At 57.0% G+C, this 17,912-nt stretch carries 20 protein-coding genes and 1 tRNA gene; 8 read left to right on the top strand and 13 right to left on the bottom strand.

What is annotated here, in order from left to right:
• The first annotated feature begins 38 nt into the window (after positions 1-38).
• Positions 39-539 (top strand): FixH family protein, encoded by a 501-nt coding sequence (locus FEF65_RS02210; RefSeq protein ID WP_138238162.1) that lies wholly within the window; start codon positions 39-41, stop codon positions 537-539.
• The gene (locus tag FEF65_RS02205) at positions 540-3,017 is read left to right on the top strand and encodes a heavy metal translocating P-type ATPase (protein ID WP_138238161.1); all 2,478 of its coding nucleotides are present in this window, start codon (positions 540-542) and stop codon (positions 3,015-3,017) included.
• A gap of 73 nt (positions 3,018-3,090) precedes the next feature.
• Here the strand turns inward: FEF65_RS02205 and FEF65_RS02200 are convergent, their stop codons facing one another.
• Entirely contained in the window at positions 3,091-3,477 is a 387-nt protein-coding gene (locus FEF65_RS02200) for a c-type cytochrome (RefSeq protein ID WP_238701120.1), read from the bottom strand.
• A 223-nt stretch (positions 3,478-3,700) separates the two neighbouring features.
• Here FEF65_RS02200 and ccoS point away from each other — a divergent pair, with 223 nt between their 5' ends.
• Together ccoS and FEF65_RS02190 are read left to right on the top strand one after the other, a co-directional pair.
• Positions 3,701-3,877, top strand: a complete 177-nt coding sequence (gene ccoS, locus FEF65_RS02195) for a cbb3-type cytochrome oxidase assembly protein CcoS (protein ID WP_138238160.1) — start codon at positions 3,701-3,703, stop codon at positions 3,875-3,877.
• Positions 3,877-4,569: a sulfite exporter TauE/SafE family protein gene (locus FEF65_RS02190; RefSeq protein WP_138238159.1), complete on the top strand. Its 693-nt coding sequence runs from the start codon at positions 3,877-3,879 to the stop codon at positions 4,567-4,569. Before ccoS ends, FEF65_RS02190 begins: the two co-directional genes overlap by 1 nt.
• A gap of 10 nt (positions 4,570-4,579) precedes the next feature.
• On the opposite strand, the gene FEF65_RS02185 is transcribed toward FEF65_RS02190, so the two are convergent.
• The 12 genes from FEF65_RS02185 to FEF65_RS02130 form a co-directional block, all read right to left on the bottom strand.
• Positions 4,580-5,254 carry a hypothetical protein gene (locus tag FEF65_RS02185; protein WP_138238158.1) on the bottom strand — a complete coding sequence of 225 codons (675 nt, stop codon included), beginning with the start codon at positions 5,252-5,254 and terminating at the stop codon, positions 4,580-4,582.
• A gap of 82 nt (positions 5,255-5,336) precedes the next feature.
• Positions 5,337-7,043, bottom strand: coding sequence for a phosphoenolpyruvate--protein phosphotransferase (gene ptsP / locus FEF65_RS02180; protein ID WP_238701119.1), 1,707 nt, complete (start codon positions 7,041-7,043; stop codon positions 5,337-5,339).
• Positions 7,043-7,312: an HPr family phosphocarrier protein gene (locus FEF65_RS02175; RefSeq protein WP_138238156.1), complete on the bottom strand. Its 270-nt coding sequence runs from the start codon at positions 7,310-7,312 to the stop codon at positions 7,043-7,045. The genes ptsP and FEF65_RS02175 overlap by 1 nt, the downstream gene beginning before the upstream one ends.
• Complete coding sequence (locus tag FEF65_RS02170) at positions 7,305-7,718, bottom strand: PTS sugar transporter subunit IIA (protein ID WP_138238155.1); 414 nt, start codon at positions 7,716-7,718, stop codon at positions 7,305-7,307. The genes FEF65_RS02175 and FEF65_RS02170 overlap by 8 nt, the downstream gene beginning before the upstream one ends.
• The gene (gene rapZ, locus FEF65_RS02165; RefSeq protein WP_138238154.1) at positions 7,715-8,596 is read right to left on the bottom strand and encodes an RNase adapter RapZ; all 882 of its coding nucleotides are present in this window, start codon (positions 8,594-8,596) and stop codon (positions 7,715-7,717) included. The genes FEF65_RS02170 and rapZ overlap by 4 nt, the downstream gene beginning before the upstream one ends.
• 3 nt (positions 8,597-8,599) lie before the next feature.
• A complete protein-coding gene (gene hprK, locus FEF65_RS02160; RefSeq protein ID WP_138238153.1) occupies positions 8,600-9,544 on the bottom strand; it encodes an HPr(Ser) kinase/phosphatase in 945 nt (314 codons plus the stop codon).
• Positions 9,544-9,981: a PTS sugar transporter subunit IIA gene (locus FEF65_RS02155; protein WP_138238152.1), complete on the bottom strand. Its 438-nt coding sequence runs from the start codon at positions 9,979-9,981 to the stop codon at positions 9,544-9,546. The genes hprK and FEF65_RS02155 overlap by 1 nt, the downstream gene beginning before the upstream one ends.
• 16 nt (positions 9,982-9,997) lie before the next feature.
• Entirely contained in the window at positions 9,998-10,561 is a 564-nt protein-coding gene (gene hpf, locus FEF65_RS02150) for a ribosome hibernation-promoting factor, HPF/YfiA family (RefSeq protein WP_138238151.1), read from the bottom strand.
• 75 nt (positions 10,562-10,636) lie between these two features.
• On the bottom strand, positions 10,637-12,034 hold the full coding sequence (gene rpoN, locus FEF65_RS02145) for an RNA polymerase factor sigma-54 (protein ID WP_138238150.1): 1,398 nt from the start codon (positions 12,032-12,034) through the stop codon (positions 10,637-10,639).
• A gap of 152 nt (positions 12,035-12,186) precedes the next feature.
• Positions 12,187-12,513, bottom strand: coding sequence for a Grx4 family monothiol glutaredoxin (gene grxD / locus FEF65_RS02140; RefSeq protein WP_138238149.1), 327 nt, complete (start codon positions 12,511-12,513; stop codon positions 12,187-12,189).
• Entirely contained in the window at positions 12,510-12,749 is a 240-nt protein-coding gene (locus FEF65_RS02135) for a BolA family protein (RefSeq protein WP_138238148.1), read from the bottom strand. The genes grxD and FEF65_RS02135 overlap by 4 nt, the downstream gene beginning before the upstream one ends.
• A gap of 186 nt (positions 12,750-12,935) precedes the next feature.
• Positions 12,936-13,012: transfer RNA gene (locus FEF65_RS02130), tRNA-Ile, on the bottom strand.
• 77 nt (positions 13,013-13,089) lie between these two features.
• Between FEF65_RS02130 and FEF65_RS02125 the strand changes: the two genes are divergently transcribed.
• The 4 genes from FEF65_RS02125 to FEF65_RS02110 all read left to right on the top strand — a co-directional run bounded on the left by FEF65_RS02125 (position 13,090) and on the right by FEF65_RS02110 (position 17,910).
• Positions 13,090-14,400, top strand: coding sequence for a DEAD/DEAH box helicase (locus FEF65_RS02125; protein WP_138238147.1), 1,311 nt, complete (start codon positions 13,090-13,092; stop codon positions 14,398-14,400).
• A gap of 69 nt (positions 14,401-14,469) precedes the next feature.
• On the top strand, positions 14,470-15,330 hold the full coding sequence (locus tag FEF65_RS02120; RefSeq protein WP_138238146.1) for a glycine--tRNA ligase subunit alpha: 861 nt from the start codon (positions 14,470-14,472) through the stop codon (positions 15,328-15,330).
• Positions 15,327-17,399, top strand: coding sequence for a glycine--tRNA ligase subunit beta (gene glyS, locus FEF65_RS02115; protein ID WP_138238145.1), 2,073 nt, complete (start codon positions 15,327-15,329; stop codon positions 17,397-17,399). The genes FEF65_RS02120 and glyS overlap by 4 nt, the downstream gene beginning before the upstream one ends.
• Positions 17,383-17,910 carry an MEKHLA domain-containing protein gene (locus tag FEF65_RS02110; protein WP_138238144.1) on the top strand — a complete coding sequence of 176 codons (528 nt, stop codon included), beginning with the start codon at positions 17,383-17,385 and terminating at the stop codon, positions 17,908-17,910. The genes glyS and FEF65_RS02110 overlap by 17 nt, the downstream gene beginning before the upstream one ends.
• Positions 17,911-17,912: the final 2 nt, after the last annotated feature.

Below are 17,912 nucleotides of genomic sequence, written 5' to 3'. Positions count from 1 at the left end.
AATGAATCAATGCTTCACTGAGTGAAGAGGAGAGGCAAATGTTGAGTGTACAGGTAAAGCAGGATCTCAAGAACCCGTGGTTGCGAGGCATTCTTGCCGTGATTGCTGTGACGGTGGCCGTGAATGCCGGTTTCATAGCCTATGCATTTATCTCCCCGCCGAACCTGGTGGTGAATGATTATTATGAAAAGGGCAAAAGCTACTTCCACGATCAGCTGGTTGAGCAGAAGTCGGCCGCTTCCGCATGGCGTTTGCAACTGATGTTACCCGATAAAATTCGGGCACATGACCCGGTGCCCTGTCGTCTCTATGTGATGGACCATCAGGGGCAGCCGGTCCGCGCCGGCAAGGTGGTGCTGACAGCGTATCGTCCGAGTGATGCAGCCAATGATTTTCGTACCGAGTTGTCACTGTCCGATGCCGGTACCTTTAGCGCACCTGTGGCCTTTCCTCTGCCGGGGCATTGGGATTTGCTTGCCCGCATTGATCTGGACGGACAGCACTTTGATACGGCCGCACGCTTGTTTGTTGAAAAGTGAGTGCCTGATCTGAGCCACTCCCGGAATAGCTGTTTTCACTGCGGACTTACGGCGACAGGGGCTTCAGCCTGCAGCGGTGAGGTGGCCGGTGAGATGCAGCTGTTCTGCTGCAGTGGCTGCCTTGAGGTATGCCGGGTGATTCATGAGGCCGGCCTTGAGGGCTTTTACAGCAGGGTGCAGAAGCAGGAGGCCGCCATGGCTCCGCCTCCGGATCTGCCTGCTGATATCGATCAGTATGAGCTTGATGAGGTGCAGCAGGATTTTATCACCCGACTTGCCGATGGCAGCTGCCAGGCAAACCTCATGGTGGAGGGGATTCATTGCCCCGCCTGTACCTGGTTAATCGAAAAAGCACTGGCCGGTATGGACGGGGTGATGCTGGCCGAGGTGAATCTGGTCCACCATCGCCTGTTTGTCCGCTGGCACAGCGAGAAGCTGTTGATTTCCGATATCATGCGGCGGCTTGCGGCGCTGGGGTATGCGGCGATTCCTTTCAACCTGGAGTCGGTTGAGGGTGTTCTGAAAGAGCAAAACCGGAAGCTGTTGTTCCGCCTTGGCTTTGCCGGCTTCGGTGCGATGAACATCATGTGGATATCCATTGCACTGTATGCCGGCGCCTTTTCAGGTATCAGCAGCGAATATCGTGATTTCTTTCATTGGGTCAGCTGTGCGATTGCGACACCGGTATTGCTCTATTCGGGCGGGCCTATCCTGCTGGCCGGCTGGCGCGGGCTTGTGCGGTTGCGACCGGGGATGGACCTGCCGGTCGCCATTGGTGCGGTGACGACGTATGGCTACTCGCTGTTGCAGACGCTGCAGCAGGGGGAGCATGTCTATTTTGATACGGTCGTTTCATTCCTGTTTGTGATTCTGATTGGCCGCTACCTGGAGGCGATAGCGCGCCGCAACGCATCGTCGGCAACGTTACGTTTGCTGGAGCTTCAGCCTCGTCTGGCAACCCGTTTAACGGAGGATGGTGAAGAGCGGGTTGCAGTCCGTAAACTGGTTGCGGGTGATCTGCTGCGTATCAGGCCCGGCGATAAAATTGCTGCAGACGGGGTGGTAGAGGAGGGCTCATCACATATTGACGAGGCGATGCTGACCGGTGAGTCACGCCCTGTGCACAAGTATGCCGGCTGCCGTCTGGCTGCAGGTACCGTGAATGGTGAGGGGGCGCTGGTGATGCGGGTGGAGCAGGCCGGTGCGGATACGGTACTGGCCAGAATTATTCACCTGGTGGAGTCGGCGCAAGGGACAAAAGCCAGGGTACAGCAGTTGGCCGATCGTATCGTACCATGGTTTGTCACGGCCACTCTGCTATTGGCGGCAGCGACATTTCTATATTGGTGGGGTGAGGACAGCGGCAAGGCGTTGCTGGCGGCAACAGCGGTTCTGATCATTACCTGTCCCTGTGCGCTTGGCCTGGCCACACCGATGGCGATTGCTGTCAGTACCGGTGTGGCTGCAAAAAACGGGGTGCTTGTACGCAATGGTGAGGCGCTGGAAAGGCTCTCTGCAGTGACCCATGTCGTGCTGGATAAAACAGGAACCCTGACAGAAGGGCGCATGCGTGTGACCGAGGTGAGGGGCGAGGCGGGCAGAGAAACGGTGCTGCAAGCAGCAGCGGCAGTAGAGCGCCATTTTTCCCACCCGCTGGCGCTGGCGATTTGTGCAACAGTTGAGGCGGAGGGGCTTGCCTTTCCTGTCTGTCATCAACCGGTGCTGCTGCCCGGACTTGGGGTTGGTGGCATGCCTGCCGGCGGTGAGGGGCAGATATGGGTCGGTAATCTGCGCCTGATGGAGCGTCAGGGGGTGATGATCGATGCATCGATGCGTGCGGCAGCAGAGGCGATTGAATCGACCATGGCTGCTGCGGTGTTTGTTGCGCAGGGAGAGCAGCTGCTGGGATTGCTGCGTGTTGAGGATCGTCTGCGTGAGGGGGCGGTGGAGCTGATCCGCACGCTTGCGCAGCGGGGAGTCGGTATGACGTTGCTGACCGGTGATTCAGTGGCGGCGGCAAATCATCTGAAGCAGGCGCTGATGGGCCCAGAAGATGTCCGTATGGAGGTGGTTGCCGGGGTATTGCCGGAGGAGAAGGCACGCAAGGTGGCAGCCTTACAGCAACAGGGCGAGCATGTGCTGATGGCGGGTGACGGTGTCAATGATGCGCCGGCACTGGCGCTTGCCGATATCAGTATGGCCATGGGGAACGGGACGGATGTTTCGATGGAGTGTTCGGATATCGTGCTGATGGGGAGCGACCTGCAAAAGGTTCCCTGGGCGATTGCACTTGGCCGGCAAACTCTGAAGACGGTGCGGCAGAACCTGGCTCTTTCACTGCTGTATAATCTGATGCTGGTACCAGCTGCGATGGCTGCGATGGTGACACCGGTGTTTGCAGCGCTTGCCATGCCGGTGAGTTCGTTGCTGGTGATTGGCAATGCGGTGCTGATCAGGCGTCATATGCAGCGGCAATAAAAAGGCCCCGGCGTCGGAACACCGGAGCCCGGGTGGAGAAGGCCGGTGGCTCTGTCCGGCTCTGCTCCGGGGGTTATTTCAGTGTGTTCAGATAGGCGACAATGGCATCACCATCATCACCGCATTTGTTCTGTTTGCCCATCTTTGTGCGGGCATGTTCATCGCCGGTCAGTGATTTAATGGCGCTGTTGGAGTCACATACCCACGCTTTCAGGTTTTCATCGTTCCAGCTCCAGTTGCCATTTTTCAATGCATCACTGTATTTGCCGAAATCGGTACTGCCGGCCTTTGCCCCGACAATGCCAAAAAGGTTGGGGCCTGTTTTATGTTTACCGCCCTTGTCAAAGGTGTGGCAGGCCTGACATTTACTCTCGGGCCCTGCCGTCGCCTCATCCGCTGCGCTGAAGCCGGCGAGCAGTACGGCTGCAACAGCCATGGCGATGGTGGATTGTTTCATCATAGGGAAACCTCCTTAAGATGTGTGCGAGATCCATTTTAGAAGGGGGGAGGGATTGCGTCAATGAAGATATTAGATTCTGTTGATATATTGTCGGGCACATCCGTTCATACTACCATGACAGCAACCAGGGCGTTGCATTGTGCTGTAAACCTGGTGGCGGCAACGCCCGCCAAATCCGGCAAGGAGTGCGCCGTATGAATCAGTCTGTTCCCGGGGGAAAGTAATGAGTGTGATCTATGGTTTGATTCCGGGTATGATTTTATTGGGGCTGGTGAGTGTTCTGGTATTTTTCTGGGCAGTCAGGAACGGGCAATATGAGGATATGGAAGGGCCGGCGCACCGGATTCTCGATGATGATGATATGAATGGCAGCACGAAACAGCCTCCGGAAGAACGCTGATGACAGAGTCTCTTTTGTCTGCGGTGATGCTGATGCTGCCGATGGGGTTTATGGGCAGCCTGCATTGCGTCGGTATGTGCGGTGGTCTGGTCAGTGCTGTAAGCCTGAGTCGCGATCGGGTATGGTGGTCGGGGCTGCTGCTGTATCAGTTGGGGCGGGTGACCACGTATGCCCTGCTGGGGCTTGTGGCCGGTGTCGCCGGTGCCGCACTGCACACCTTCGGTGGCGATATGGTGCAGCGCCTGCTCGCCATTCTGGCGGGTTCTCTGATGATTGTATTTGCCCTGAATCTGGGAGGCTGGCTGCCGGATCCGTTGCGACGATTGAGCGGATGGGTTGCCCGCCATCTGGGGCTTGTCAGGCTGGCCCAGCATGTGGCGGGCAGCGCCGGTGCCGGCGGCTGGTATCTGCTCGGTCTTGCCAACGGTTTGCTGCCTTGCGGGCTGGTATATGCGGCCCTGTCATTGTCGCTGGCGGCCGGTCATGCGGCTTTGGCGGCGATTATGATGGTGCTGTTCGGGTTGGGGACGATTCCTGCCATGATGCTGGTCCCATCGCTCTTTCGTCGTATGACATCGGCCATGCGCTTACATGCGATGCGTGCGGCGGCGGTCATGATTCTGGTGCTGGGTGTGATGATGGTGGTGCGGACGGTCATGCATGTTCATCCCATGCACACGATGGCGGGTTGAGCGAACGCAATCAGGATTGTGGCGCTGAAAGGGTTGTGGGCTGCGGTGGATTTTGAAAGTGAAGTGTGGGCATTCCTTCGCTGCTGATTACGGCATTCAGACCAATGGCATTGAAGATGTATTGTGTCCCCTGCGGATCAGATGGGTCAATGCGGTCCGGCTTGCCAAAGCGTGCCTGCAGTGCCGCAGCGGAAAGGTTGAGATTCGGAATCAGCGTTAATTCGCGGATGACCCGGTTATAGGCATCGCTGCTGTCGGCCGGAGCCAGATTCATGCGGGCGACCTCATTCGGATAGAGGTGGGGCACGGTTGCGCGTGTTTCGATATCGCGCAATGTCGCCTGATCCATATCCAGCAGCAGGACGACTTTTGTATGGTCGGCAATGGCAGGAAAAAATGCCTCCATCTTCATGCCTGCTTTCGGGTGTTCTGCAGGATAGATGTAGAGGGCAACGTCACTTCTGCTTTGCAGGATGGTCTCAGCCTGGCGCAGCGTTGTTTCGCCAAGCGTGATGCCCAGTACATGCAGGCGTCCGTTTTGATCGACATAGGTTGCAGGTCCCGGCTTGTCATGTTGATAATGATTCGATGTCCAGAAAAACAGGATGGCTGTGATGACCACGACGGCGAGCAGCATCCATACTCCCATGCGGTCATTGCCTGCCGTTTTAGTCTCACGGGTCATGATCTCTCCTTGGCGGTTTGCTGCATATCGCGAATCAGGGGATGCTGAAGGAAATGGCAGTGCGCTGCCATGGAAACGGTGTTTACCGTTGCGGCAGCAGTGGTGTGTAAACCTGTCTGCTCAGCAGGCGTCTGACTGGCAGAATGTTATGCAGGCTCATGGAGAGCGCATGCATATCCAGGTTCAGGAATGTTTCGGTCCAGTCAGGATGTGCTGCCAGCTCCCCGCACACAGAGATGGGGATGCCCGCATGTTTGGCGGCCAGCGCCGTTTGATATATCAGCTTTTGAATGGCCGGGTGGTCGGGTTGATAGAGATCGGCCACCCCTTCATCGGAGCGGTCGACAGCCAGGGTATACTGAATCAGATCATTGGTGCCAATGGAGAAGAAGTCGCTGACTTTGGCGAGATCATCGGCAATCATGACGGCAGCAGGTACCTCGATCATGGTGCCGATGGAGAGCGGGCTTTGCAGTCCCAGCTCCTTGCGGATCTGCATGGCAAGCGCACGCACCTGCTGCATTTCATCACAATTGCTGACCATAGGCACAAGTATATGTAAAGGCCCCTCTTCGCCGGCTCGCAGCATGGCGCGCAGCTGGGTGGTCAGCAGCTGGCGGCAACGTAGCAGCAGGCGGATGCCGCGCAGGCCAAGGGAGGGGTTGTTGCCACCGTAGCTGATGTGCTCATGTTGATCCTGCTGCTGGAGCCATGATTTGTCGCCGCCAATATCCAGCAGTCGCATGGTGACAGGCTTGCCTGCCATGCGCCGTATAATGGCGGCATAGTAGCGGTATTGCTGCTCCTCATCGGGTGGCAGCTTGCAGTTGAGAAAGAGAAATTCACTGCGGAAGAGGCCGATGCCATCAATGCCGATCTGGTCGGCTACATCCAGCTCTTCGATAAATTCAATATTGGCCATCAGACGCATCTCCCGGCCATTGAGGCTGCGTGATGGCTGCATGGCATAGGCGGCAAGGCCCCGGCGATTGCTGGTGACGGCCTCAATAAAGCGGCTGTAACCGGTTTGCTCCTCCTGCGGCGGATTAAGAATCCACTGGCGCTGCTCGGCATCGAGAATCAGCAGGTCACCATCCTCCATCTCATCCAGGATGCCGGCGGCTCCAATCAGTGCCGGCAGGCCGATGCCACGGGCAACAATGATGTTGTGGGCATCCACGCCCCCCTGCTCGGTGACAATGCCGGAGATGCCCTGACGCCACATCCGTACAATGTCGCTGATATTAAAATCTTCACCGACAAAAATGAGCGGCTGCTGCTCCTCGCTGTCAGGGACAAGATCTGCCGGAAGCTCATGCGAGCGTTGCATTAACTGGCAGAGAATCCGTTGTCCTACCTGCTCAATGTCATCCTCACGGCCACGCAGGTAGGCATTGTCAAACTCACGAAACAGCTGCTGAATGGCATCCATCTGCTGACGCAGGGCCCACTCGGCATTGATGCATTCGGAATTAATGCGGGAGATGGCCTGCTGGGTGAGCTCTGGGTCGGCAATCATCATACGGTGGGCATCAAGCACCATCAGCGGATCCTGTGAGCCCAGCTGTCGCAGATGCAGGCGCTGCTGGTCAATCTCTGTAATCGCGGCTTCAACCGCCAGTTGCAGGCGGCGAATTTCCTGGCCGGTCTCTTCTGTCGCCAGACGGCGCTCGGGGATTGGTTGAAGGCCGTGTGACAGTTTTTTTACCCGGCCAATAATAATGCCGGAGCTGCCGGCAACAGCCCTGCCTTCGCTGCGCGGGCGCAAAGGGGGGCAGTATTGCTCCACTATTCGCTTTCCCCGAAGCGATCATTGACCAGTGCCTCAAGGGCATTGAGGGCGGCTTCCGCGTCATCGCCCTCTGCAGACAACAGCAGTTCGGTACCCTTGCTGGCAGCCAGCATCATGATGCCCATGATGCTTTTGCAGTTAACCCGTATGTCATCGCGTTGTAACGAGATCTCGCAAGCAAAGTGACTGGCTTCGCTGGCCAGTTTGGCGGATGCCCGGGCATGCAGTCCGAGCTTGTTGCAGATGCGTACACGTCGTTCAGACACGACCACCTCCGATGGCAATATCCGATGCAAGGCGGATGTATTGTCTGCCTGCATCCACCACATGGCCGGCGAGTTCAGCCACACTTTCGACCTTGTTGCGCATGGTTGCTGCCTTGATCAGCAGTGGCAGGTTAAAGCCGGAGACAACTTCAATATGGCCGGCCTTGAGGCAGCCCATGGCAATATTGCATGGCGTGCCTCCGAACATATCTGCCAGCAGCAAAACGCCGTCGCCGACGTCGCAGGAGCGGATTTTAGTGCGCAACAGCTCGGAAACAGACTCAAGGCTGCTCTCTTCGGTAATATCGACGGCGGCAATCAGTGGCTGTTCGCCGAGAATATGTTGCAATGCATGCTTCATCTGGCTGGCAATGCGCGCATGGCCGATCATGACAATACCGATCACTGGCGGGCTCCGTGGATATCACTTTCCCTGCTATAAACGATGCCGAGTTCCCGATGCTGGATGGTCGGGGTGAGCCAGCCCTGCTGTCCGATCCAGGAGGCCACTCTTTCGGCCATGTAGACAGAGCGGTGGCGACCGCCACTGCAGCCCATGGCGATGGTAAAGTAATGTTTTCGTTCTTTTTGCATCAGTGGCCATGCCAGCTCCAGCCAGTTGCGAATGCGCAGTTCGGCCTCTGAGACCTCATGATATTGCTGCAGAAAGGTGATGACATCTTCATCGCAGCCGGTTTTCGAGCGAAGTTCCGGCTGGTAATGCGGGTTCGGCAGAAAGCGCATGTCGAATACCACATCCGCCTGCGGAGGAAGACCGTTCTTGTAACTGAATGACATGACCGTGCAGGACATGCGGTTGACCTGCATCTCCGGACGGCGCCAGAACAGATCGGCCTTTTCTGCCAGCTCGTAAGGGGTGAGGTGGCTGGAGTCGAGGACAAGATGCGCCATATCCCGGATCGGGGTCAGGCTTTCCCGCTCCAGCTGAATTGCCTGCATCAGATCACCGCCCGGAGCAAAGGGGTGGCGTCTGCGCACGGTGGAGAAGCGGCGCTGCAGTACAGCATCCTCCGCCTCGACAAACAGCAGCTGCCAGTCATCCGAAACCAGTACGGCAGCGACGGCATCATGCAGCAGCTGTGTGTTCATGCCGCTGCGTGCATCAAGGCAAACGGCCGCCGGTTGTTTGCGCAGCTGCATCAGCACCGACCATTCACGCAGCATTTCGACCGGCAGGTTATCCGTGCAGAAGAAGCCACTGTCCTCCAGTGCATGTAACACTGTACTTTTCCCGGCCCCGGAGAGCCCGCTGATCAGTATCATTGCCTACCTTCCCTGCTCAATGCGATGTTGTAGTGATTGTACAAAGGCCTCACCGCTGTGAATGCCGCGCTGTTTAAGCAGCTGATTGCGGGTGGCTACCTCAACCAGTACGGCCAGTGATCGTCCGGAACGGATGGGGATCGGAACACGGGGGATGTGTACATCGAGGATATCGGTTTCACTCTCCTCACCCAGCACGCGGTCCTCCGGTGCCAGCTGTTCCCAGGCGACCATTTCGACGACGAGGCTCAGACGTTTTGCATCGGTGATGGCGGCGGCACCATAGAGGTCACGAATGTTGAGGATGCCGAGTCCCCGAATTTCCATGTGATAACGCAGAGCATCAGGACTGCGGCCCACCACCACGCCCGGGCTCATACGCGAGAATTGCACCATGTCATCGGCGATCAGGCGATGGCCGCGGGAGATCAGCTCCAGTCCGATTTCACTTTTACCGATACCGCTTGAGCCGGTGATCAGTACACCCAGCCCGAAGATGTCCATGTAGACGCCGTGTTGATAGGTCATCGGGGCCATGTAATGCGATAAAAACAGCATCAGGTTGGTCATGAATGTGGATGATGGCAGCTCTGAGATCATCAGGGGCGTATCTGTACGGCGTGCCGCTTCTCGAATGATGTCCGGCGGCATCTGGTTGCGTGTGACAACCACGCCGGCCAGGCGCAGGTCGAAGACGGCATTGACTGCCTGACGCTGATCTTCGGGCGAGCGGGTTGCCAGATATTGCAGTTCGGTTTGTCCGATGACCTGCAGGCGGTAGTCGCTCAGGTTCTGGATAAAGCCGGCAAAGGCCAGCGATGGCTTTTGCATGCGGGGATGGTCGATATAGCGGTCGAGCCCGGCCTCCCCGTCCAGCAGGCGCATTTTCACGGCCTTGCCCTGCGCAGCCAGCAGTTCACGTATCGTGATCCGGCGCAGTGGCTGCATTATCGGGCGATAATCCGTTCGCTGAAGAGGTTGCTCAGGGCTCTGCTGTTTTTTGCTTGCATGACCTGTTCCCTGAAGCTGCTTTGCTGAAGGTTTCTTGCCAGTTGTGCCAGTAGCTCAAGGTGGCGCCGGTCATCCGAGTCGGGAACGAGTAGCATGACGATGATGTGAACGGGCTCACCGTCAATGGCGTCAAAGTCGACGCCATGGATATGGCGGGCCAGAGCCAGCATCGGGGCGGCAAGATCCGGCATGCGGCCATGGGGGATGGCTACCCCATGGCCGATACCTGTACTGCCCAGATGCTCGCGCGCCATCACCACTTCCATGACGCGGTCCGGATCTATTGATGTCAGAACCTCTGCCAGCTCGGTGATGACAGCGCGTTTGCTGTCAGCAGTCGAGTTAAGCAGAACGTGCTCTGCAGTTAATAGCATACCAGCTGCTATCTGCTCAGACTGATTCCGGTTCAATCCAGCTAAGAGTACCGTCAGGGCGACGATACACGGCGTTCAGCTGCTCGGTCTGGCCGTTGGTGAAAAACAGCAGATCGCGGCTGCCAAGCTCAAGCTGCATGACGGCTTCATCAACGGACATCGGTTTGGCATCGATGGTTTCGTGACGCAGTGTTGCCGGCTGATGATCTTCGCTGAGCTCTTCACGCTCGGCTGCGACATCAAGAATGCGATGTGATACCTTGATCAGGCGTCCTTCACGCTGACCGCCGGACTGATGTCTGTGCAGCTTGGAGCGGTAACGCTTGAGCTGTCTGTTCAGTTTGTCGACGACGCCGTCAATGGACGCATACATGTCCTCGGTCTCATCACTGCCATGGATATTGATACCATGGGCCTGCATGGTGACTTCGCAGCGTTGACGGAACTTTTCAACTGAAAGCACGACATGTACGTCCATAACATGATCAAAGGAGTGTTTCAGGTGTTGTAATTTGTCCGTGACATAGGCCTTCAATGGCTCGGAAAGCTCCACATGGCGACCGGTGATGGATACTTGCATATTCGTTCCTCCGTTGTGTTGTTGCACCCCTGAAGCTGCAGGAGCGCCTTAACATGCGCCGAAAAACAGGGCGCACTACTGGTGGCGTGCTTTTGTCGCGCGCCTCCGCTGGCTGCTTGGTAACAGCCCTAATTGTTCACGATATTTGGCCACAGTTCTACGAGCAATTTCTATGCCTTCTGCCTGTAGTCGATCGGCAATGGCCTGGTCCGAGATGGGCCGGCCTACCGGTTCTGAATCAATCAGTGCCTTCACCCGTTGCTGCACACGGTAAACAGAAATTGTGCCGCCTCCGCGGGTAGGCAAACCGGCGGAAAAAAATCGTCTTAACTCTATAATGCCGATGGGGGTGTCGGCATATTTGCCATTGGTTACGCGCGAGATGGTTGACTCATGCAGGCCGACATCTTCTGCCACATCCTGCAGGGTCAGCGGCTTGAGGCCCATGACGCCGAATTCCAGAAAGGCGCGCTGGCGACTGGCCAGACACAGGGCCACCTTCATCAGTGTTTCACTGCGCTGATCGAGTGCATGCAGCAGCCACTTGGCCTCTTTCATGGCCTGGGACATGAACTCCTTGTCCCGTCCCTTCCACTCATGCTCTTTCCACTGCTCGTTCAGGCGGATGCCGCGCCAGTTGCTGCCCGGAATATCCACCTCTATCTCATTGTTGCTGTTGCGGCGAAAGACAATCTCGGGGCGGATGTAATAGTTTTCCTGGCCGCGCAGTCCATGGCCGGGAAACGGGTCCAGCCGGCGCATGCGCTGGCGGGCCTGTTGAATGGTGTCAGCATCACAGCCGGCAGCCGTTGCCAGCTCATTGTCGCTCATCTGCAGGCTGTCGGGGAAATGGAGCAGCAGCCGCTTTACCCAGACATCAATCTCCTGGTTGCAGTCCAGCTGCAGCAGCAGGCATTCGGTCAGATCGCGTGCGCCAATGCCGACCGGTTCGAGCTGGTGGATGATGCGATGCAGGATGCCATCGACCGTCTCCACATCCGTGCTGATCTGATCGGCAACTTCAAGGACAAAATCAGCCGGGTCGCTGCGGAAGTAGCCATCATCATCGAGCGAGTCGATCAGCATGTGGGCGAGCCTGCGCTCGTCGTCAGTCATCGGCTGGCGGTCTATCTGCTCATGCAGTGATTCGCTGAGGCTTTGCTCCTGCTGCCAGAGTGGTTCTCGTTCGCTGAAGTCATCGCGACCGGCGGTCGAGTACATGGCCTCCCAGCGGTCATCGCCCTGTTCTTTCCATTGCTCCTGCTCGGCAACCTCCAGCGCATGCTGCTGGCCGGCGGCATCTGCAACCGGAGTTTCGTTGAACTCCATCTCCAGCATGGGATTGGATTCTACCGACTCTTCCAGGTAGGCATCCAGCTCCATGCTGTTCATGGCCAGGACCTTGAGGCTCTGGGTCAGCTGGGGCGTCAGGGCAAGGCGCTGACCAAGTTTATGGGTTAGCTTTGTCTGCATGAGTCTGTTGAGATGCCGGATGTCGGATTGCAGATCGCTGTTGTGGCCGGACGAGCACCGCAGGCGGAATGGAGTACAACAGTTCTGGTCAGCATCGATATCCTTTTAAGTCTGATCGCAGTGTTCTTCAACGCAAGTCAGAGGATACGTGTTCAGACGTCTTTTTTCAAGGGGGCCAGCAGCTCTTTCAGCTCGCCGGTTGCATGCATTTCGGAGACGATGTCGCAGCCGCCGATGAAATCGGCCTTTACATAGAGCTGGGGAATGGTCGGCCAGTCCGAGTAGTCCTTGATGCCCTGACGAACCTCGTCTGAAAGCAGTACATTCACGGCTGCATATGGAATGTCGTATGTGTTGAGGATGGCTGCCACGCGCTGAGAGAAGCCGCACTGGGGAAAGTCGGGGGTGCCTTTCATGAATAGCACGACGTTGTTTTCCTTGACGATCTTGTCGATCTGCTTGAGTACAGGGCTGGTCATGCGCTCTCCTTGGGTGTGGATGTTTTCAGAGCCAGTGCGTGTATGGCCTGTTTCATGTGTTCGCCAAGTGCGGCGTAAACCATCTGATGCTGGGCCACACGTGACTTTCCGGCAAATGCTGCTGATTCAACACTCATTTCGAAGTGGTCATCACCGGCGTAAAGGCGCACCTCAACCCGTGCATCGGGAAGTTGGCGGCGAACCATGTCGGCGATTTGTTCCGTTGTCGGTATCATGTGCATCCTGTTGTTCTTGTTCGAAGTGACGTACCGGGTGAAATCGTCGAGCGGGCAGTGGCCGGCCGGCTGATCCTCGGTCACATCAATCTGTGACCTGCCGGGAAATCAGGGGGCTAGCTTGATCTGCCTGCGTGCTGCGATTCCTCCCTGTCCGGCAGACTCCGGTTTCGTATCCGGGGAAACTGGTGGGCTCACTAGGACTCGAACCTAGAACCAACCGGTTATGAGCCGGTAGCGCTAACCAATTGCGCCATGAGCCCCTGTTTATGCAGGAAAGGCGCGGAGCATAATCAGCCCGCAGTGGCATGGCAATCGTCACAAGCGTACGCTTCGCGACATGAATCCGACAACCTTCCAAGAACTGAATCTTCCCGAGCCTTTGTTGCAGGGTATTAACGGACTGGGGTTTACCCATCTGACCGATGTGCAGAAAACGGCATTGCCTGTGACACTTGCCGGCAAGGATGTTGCCGGACAGGGCCGTACCGGCACCGGCAAAACGGCGACATTTCTGATTACCACTATCAACCAGTTGTTAACCAGAGAGCCGAAGCCCGGCCGCAAAGGGACCCATCCCAGGGCTCTGGTGATCGCACCGACACGCGAGCTGGTGATCCAGATCTCCTCCGATGCACAGAAACTGGCGCAATTTACCAACCTCAAAATTCACACGGTTTATGGCGGTGTTGATTATGAGAAGCAGCTGAAAGGGTTTGCTGACGGGGTCGATATCCTGATTGGTACACCGGGGCGATTGATCGATTATCTGAAGAAAAAAGCCTATGATCTGAAATTGACCGAGATGCTGGTGATTGATGAGGCTGATCGCATGTTTGACCTTGGTTTCATCAAGGACTTGCGCTTTATGCTGCGTCGCCTGCCGAAGTTCGATGAGCGCCAGTCACTGATGTTTTCCGCCACTCTTTCCCATCGGGTGATGGAGCTTGCCTACGAGCATATGAATTCGCCGGTGAAATTGCGCGGTGAAGAGGGTGAAATTACCGCCTCCGGTATCGCTGAAACGATGTATCACACGGCTATGGATGACAAGCTGCCGTTGCTGATTCATTTGTTGCGTGAGTCATCGGTTGAGCGGGGCATGATCTTTATCAATGAGAAACGCACGGGTGAACGGCTGGCCCGCAATCTGGCCCGTTACGGTTTTTCTGTTGGTATTCTTTCCGGTGATGTGCGGCAGGCCAGGCGGGTGCGGATTCTTGAAGACTTCACCAAAGGCAAGTTGCAGCTGCTGGTGGCTACGGATGTCGCCAGTCGCGGGCTGCATATTGATGGCGTCACCCATGTATTTAATTATGACCTGCCCGAAGATGCCGAGAACTATGTTCACCGCATTGGACGTACGGCTCGTGCCGGTGCGACGGGTACCGCAATTTCCTTCTCCTGTGAGCGTTTCTGTTTCGGGTTGCCGGATATCGAGGCCTATGTGGAGCGTCGCATCCCCCTGTCGGTGATTACCGAGGATATGCTTGATATTGGCAAGCCAACGCATCCGGATGCGCATGCCGAAGGTATGGGCGAGGGTGACAGAGCCGAAAATAATCATGACAAGCCGGGCAGTGCCAGACCTCGCAGTAATAACAGACGGCGACGCGGCCGCTCATCCGGTCATGGACAGGACAAGAAATAACATCGTCAATTCTGGCAAGCCTCTGTATGCGCAGCTAGGCTTGCAGTTTACATTTTTCGGGGAGTTTTCGTGCTAACGTTTCAGGATTTGATTCTTACATTGCAGCAGTTCTGGGCCAAACGCGGTTGTGTGCTGCAGCAGCCGTATGATTGTTCGATGGGGGCGGGAACCTTTCACCCGGCCACCTTTTTGCGAGTGCTTGATGAGAAGGACTGGCGCACGGCCTATGTGCAGCCCTGTCGTCGCCCCACCGATGGTCGTTACGGGGAGAACCCCAATCGCATGCAGCACTACTACCAGTTTCAGGTGATTCTGAAACCGGCACCGGAAAATATTCTTGAACTCTACCTGGACTCACTGCGTACGATCGGCATCGACCCGGAGGTACATGATATCCGCTTTGTCGAGGATGACTGGGAAAGTCCGACGCTCGGCGCCTGGGGGCTGGGTTGGGAGGTTTGGCTCAATGGTATGGAAATTACCCAGTTCACCTACTTCCAGCAGGTTGGCAGTGTAGAGCTGTCGCGTACGCCGGGTGAAATTACCTACGGCCTTGAGCGACTGGCAATGTATATTCAGGGCGTTGAAAATGTATTTGACCTGGTCTGGGTAGAATCCGACGATGGTAAAAAAGTGACGTATGGTGATGTTTTCCATCGTAATGAGGTGGAGTTTTCCGGCTACAACTTTGATCTGGCCGATACCGCCTGGTTGCACGAGCAGTTTGACCACGCGGAAGGCGAGTGCAAACGGTTGACCGAGAGCAACCTGGTGCTGCCAGCCTATGAAGAGGTGATGAAAGCCTCACATGCATTCAATCTGCTGGATGCCCGCGGTGCGATTTCCGTGGCTGAACGGCAGCGCTTTATCGGTCGCGTCAGGGGGCTTGCCCGTACCGTTGCACGTGCCTATGCGGGGGTGGATGCATGAGTAATATGAAACCTTTGTTGATTGAAATTGGTACAGAAGAGATTCCGGCCGGTGTGGCGCCACGCATGGGCGCGGCTCTGAAAGAGGCCGTTGAAAAGCTGTTGCTGGATGCCGGTGTGGCCCCTGAGGCGTTGTGCCTTGGCGTAACCCCGCGTCGCTTGCTGCTGCACGCGGCATCGGTTCCCCTGCTGCAGGCTGACAGTGAAGAGACGATCTGGGGGCCGCCTGAGCGGGTGGCTTATGCTGATGGCAAGCCAACAGGTGCGGCGCACGGTTTTGCCAACAAGTCAGGGTTGACGCTGGATGACTTTGAACTGGCCGACAAGGGTGATGGTAAAGGCCGTTATATGAAAGCCGTGCGCATGCTGAAGGGGCGTGCGGTGGCTGAAATTCTTGCCGAAGCGATGCCCGGCATTCTGCGCAAGTTGCCAAGCCCGAAACAGATGCAGTGGCAGGATGGTGAGGCGCGTACCGATGCATTCATTCGTCCGGTGCGCTGGCTTGTTGCCCGCCTTGGTGATGAAGTGATCGATTTCAGTTTTGCCGGCGTAACCACAGGTCGTGTGTCACGCGGCCATCGCGTGCATGGCAGTACAGGCGAGATCGATGTTGCCGATCCATTCGGCTGGCTTGAGGGGCAGTATGTGCTGGCCGACCGCGATCGTCGCAAGCAGTCAATCGGCGGGCAGCTGGCTGCAGCCGCAACGGCAGCAGGGGTTGAACTGGTCGAGGATGCTGACCTGCTTGACGAGGTCACCGATCTGACCGAATGGCCGCATGTGATCACAGGTCGTTACAGTGTTGATTTTCTGCGTTTGCCGGCTGAGGTGAGTCGCATTGAGCTGAAGCATCACCAGCGCTGCTTTTCCACCCGTGATGCCGGTGGCAAGCCCAGCAATGTCTTTTTTGCAGTGGCGAATATTGCCTCGAAAGAGCCTGCCGCAGTGGCCAAGGGTAACGAGCGGGTGGTGAACGCCCGCCTGGCGGATGCTGCCTTCTATTTTGATCGCGATCCGAAACAGACGCTTGATGCGCGTGTCGAGAAGCTTTCCACCATCGTGTTCCAGGATGGTCTCGGTATGGTCGGTGATCAGGTGGGCCGTATGCGCGCCTTTGTGCTGGATAATGCCAAAGCGCTCGCGGTCGATGCCAACGATGCCCAGCGTGCGACCCACTTGTGCAAGTCGGATCTGACCACCGGTCTCGTCGGCGAGTTTCCTGAGCTGCAGGGTTATATGGGGGGTATTTACGCCCGCATGGATGGCGAGGATGAAGCTGTTGCCGCCGGTGTGGAGCATCACTATGCCCCGGCCGGTGCCGAGGATGCATTGCCGCCGAACCGGATTGCCCGCGCCATCGGTATTGCCGAGCGCGCCGACAAGCTGCTCGGTTATTTTCATATCGGGCGTATTCCGACCGCCAGTGCCGATCCGTACGGATTGCGCCGGGCGGCGATCGGGTTGATCCGGCTGCTTGAGGCCGGTGATATGCCGGTTGCCATGACGCTCTCCCGTGTCATTGATGAGGCGGCCAAGCAGTGGAATCAGCAGCGTGTCACCATCACGATTGATGCCGCGACGAAGGCGGCGGTTCGTCAGTTTATCGAGGATCGCTGGCTGGGCATGAGCACCTCTGCCTATTCGCGCAGTGCACTGGAGGCTGCTATCGGGGCATCTCATGAGCGCCCGATGCATCAGAGTGTGGCGGTAGCGGAGCTGCTCTCCGGCTTTGCTGATTCAGAAGCCGGCCGGGCCGTGGCTGCAGCCAACAAGCGCATTGCCAATATTCTGAAGAAGGCGGGCGAAAGTGGTGGTGATGTGGATGCGTCGCTGCTGATCGAGCCGGCAGAACAGGCATTGCATGAGAGTCTGGTGGCAGCACAATCAGCATTTCCGGCTGATCCTGCGGGGCAGCTGAATGTGCTGGCCGGATTGCGTGAGCCGGTCGATCGCTTCTTTGATGATGTGATGGTGATGGCGGAAGATGAGGCGGTGCGGGCGAATCGTCTGGCCTTGCTGGCTCAGTTAAGAGGGCTGTTCCTGAATCTGGCGGATGTCTCCCGTCTTTAACCGTCCGGTGTTCGCCAGCGATGATGCTGTTGCCGGAAAACCGCCGGAGCCGGATGACTCCAGCGGTTTTCTCTGGCAACACGTCCGTTTGATCAGTGACAGCCTGTGTCACTGGCGGGGCGAGGGTCTAAACAGTGCGGGCCTGGATGACGTTGCCTTTGCCCGTGCCGTTTACGAGGCACCGTTTGCACTGTTATCGCATGGCACAGGGGCTGATCCTCTGTTCAACTACGCCAATCGTGCGGCGCAGCAGCGCTTTGCCATGGGCTGGTCACAAATCATTGGTTTGCCATCGCGCTACTCAGCCGAGCCGCTTGCCCGGGCGGAGCGGGATGCCCTGCTGCAGCGGGTGTCAGCGCATGGCTATATTGATGACTATTCGGGCATTCGTATTGCCGCCGGTGGCCAGCGCTTTCGCATTGAGCAGGCACTTGTCTGGAATCTTCTTGATCAGCATGGTCGTGATTGCGGGCAGGCTGCGATGTTCAGTCACTGGCGAGACCTTGACTGACA

Origin of the sequence: Mariprofundus erugo (genome assembly GCF_005818865.1) — a bacterium.
Lineage (GTDB): Bacteria > Pseudomonadota > Zetaproteobacteria > Mariprofundales > Mariprofundaceae > Mariprofundus > Mariprofundus erugo.
This window is presented reverse-complemented; position numbering and strand designations above follow the sequence as displayed.

Bases quoted from the DNA above. Each gene is read 5' to 3' on its own strand.
- FEF65_RS02210 (WP_138238162.1), top strand. From the start codon at position 39: ATGTTGAGTGTACAGGTAAAGCAGGATCTCAAGAACCCGTGGTTGCGA.
- FEF65_RS02200 (WP_238701120.1), bottom strand. From the start codon at position 3,477: ATGATGAAACAATCCACCATCGCCATGGCTGTTGCAGCCGTACTGCTC.
- ccoS (WP_138238160.1), top strand. From the start codon at position 3,701: ATGAGTGTGATCTATGGTTTGATTCCGGGTATGATTTTATTGGGGCTG.
- FEF65_RS02190 (WP_138238159.1), top strand. From the start codon at position 3,877: ATGACAGAGTCTCTTTTGTCTGCGGTGATGCTGATGCTGCCGATGGGG.
- FEF65_RS02185 (WP_138238158.1), bottom strand. From the start codon at position 5,254: ATGACCCGTGAGACTAAAACGGCAGGCAATGACCGCATGGGAGTATGG.
- rapZ (WP_138238154.1), bottom strand. From the start codon at position 8,596: ATGATACTGATCAGCGGGCTCTCCGGGGCCGGGAAAAGTACAGTGTTA.
- hprK (WP_138238153.1), bottom strand. From the start codon at position 9,544: ATGCAGCCACTGCGCCGGATCACGATACGTGAACTGCTGGCTGCGCAG.
- FEF65_RS02155 (WP_138238152.1), bottom strand. From the start codon at position 9,981: ATGCTATTAACTGCAGAGCACGTTCTGCTTAACTCGACTGCTGACAGC.
- hpf (WP_138238151.1), bottom strand. From the start codon at position 10,561: ATGCAAGTATCCATCACCGGTCGCCATGTGGAGCTTTCCGAGCCATTG.
- rpoN (WP_138238150.1), bottom strand. From the start codon at position 12,034: ATGCAGACAAAGCTAACCCATAAACTTGGTCAGCGCCTTGCCCTGACG.
- grxD (WP_138238149.1), bottom strand. From the start codon at position 12,513: ATGACCAGCCCTGTACTCAAGCAGATCGACAAGATCGTCAAGGAAAAC.
- FEF65_RS02135 (WP_138238148.1), bottom strand. From the start codon at position 12,749: ATGATACCGACAACGGAACAAATCGCCGACATGGTTCGCCGCCAACTT.
- FEF65_RS02125 (WP_138238147.1), top strand. From the start codon at position 13,090: ATGAATCCGACAACCTTCCAAGAACTGAATCTTCCCGAGCCTTTGTTG.
- glyS (WP_138238145.1), top strand. From the start codon at position 15,327: ATGAGTAATATGAAACCTTTGTTGATTGAAATTGGTACAGAAGAGATT.
- FEF65_RS02110 (WP_138238144.1), top strand. From the start codon at position 17,383: ATGTCTCCCGTCTTTAACCGTCCGGTGTTCGCCAGCGATGATGCTGTT.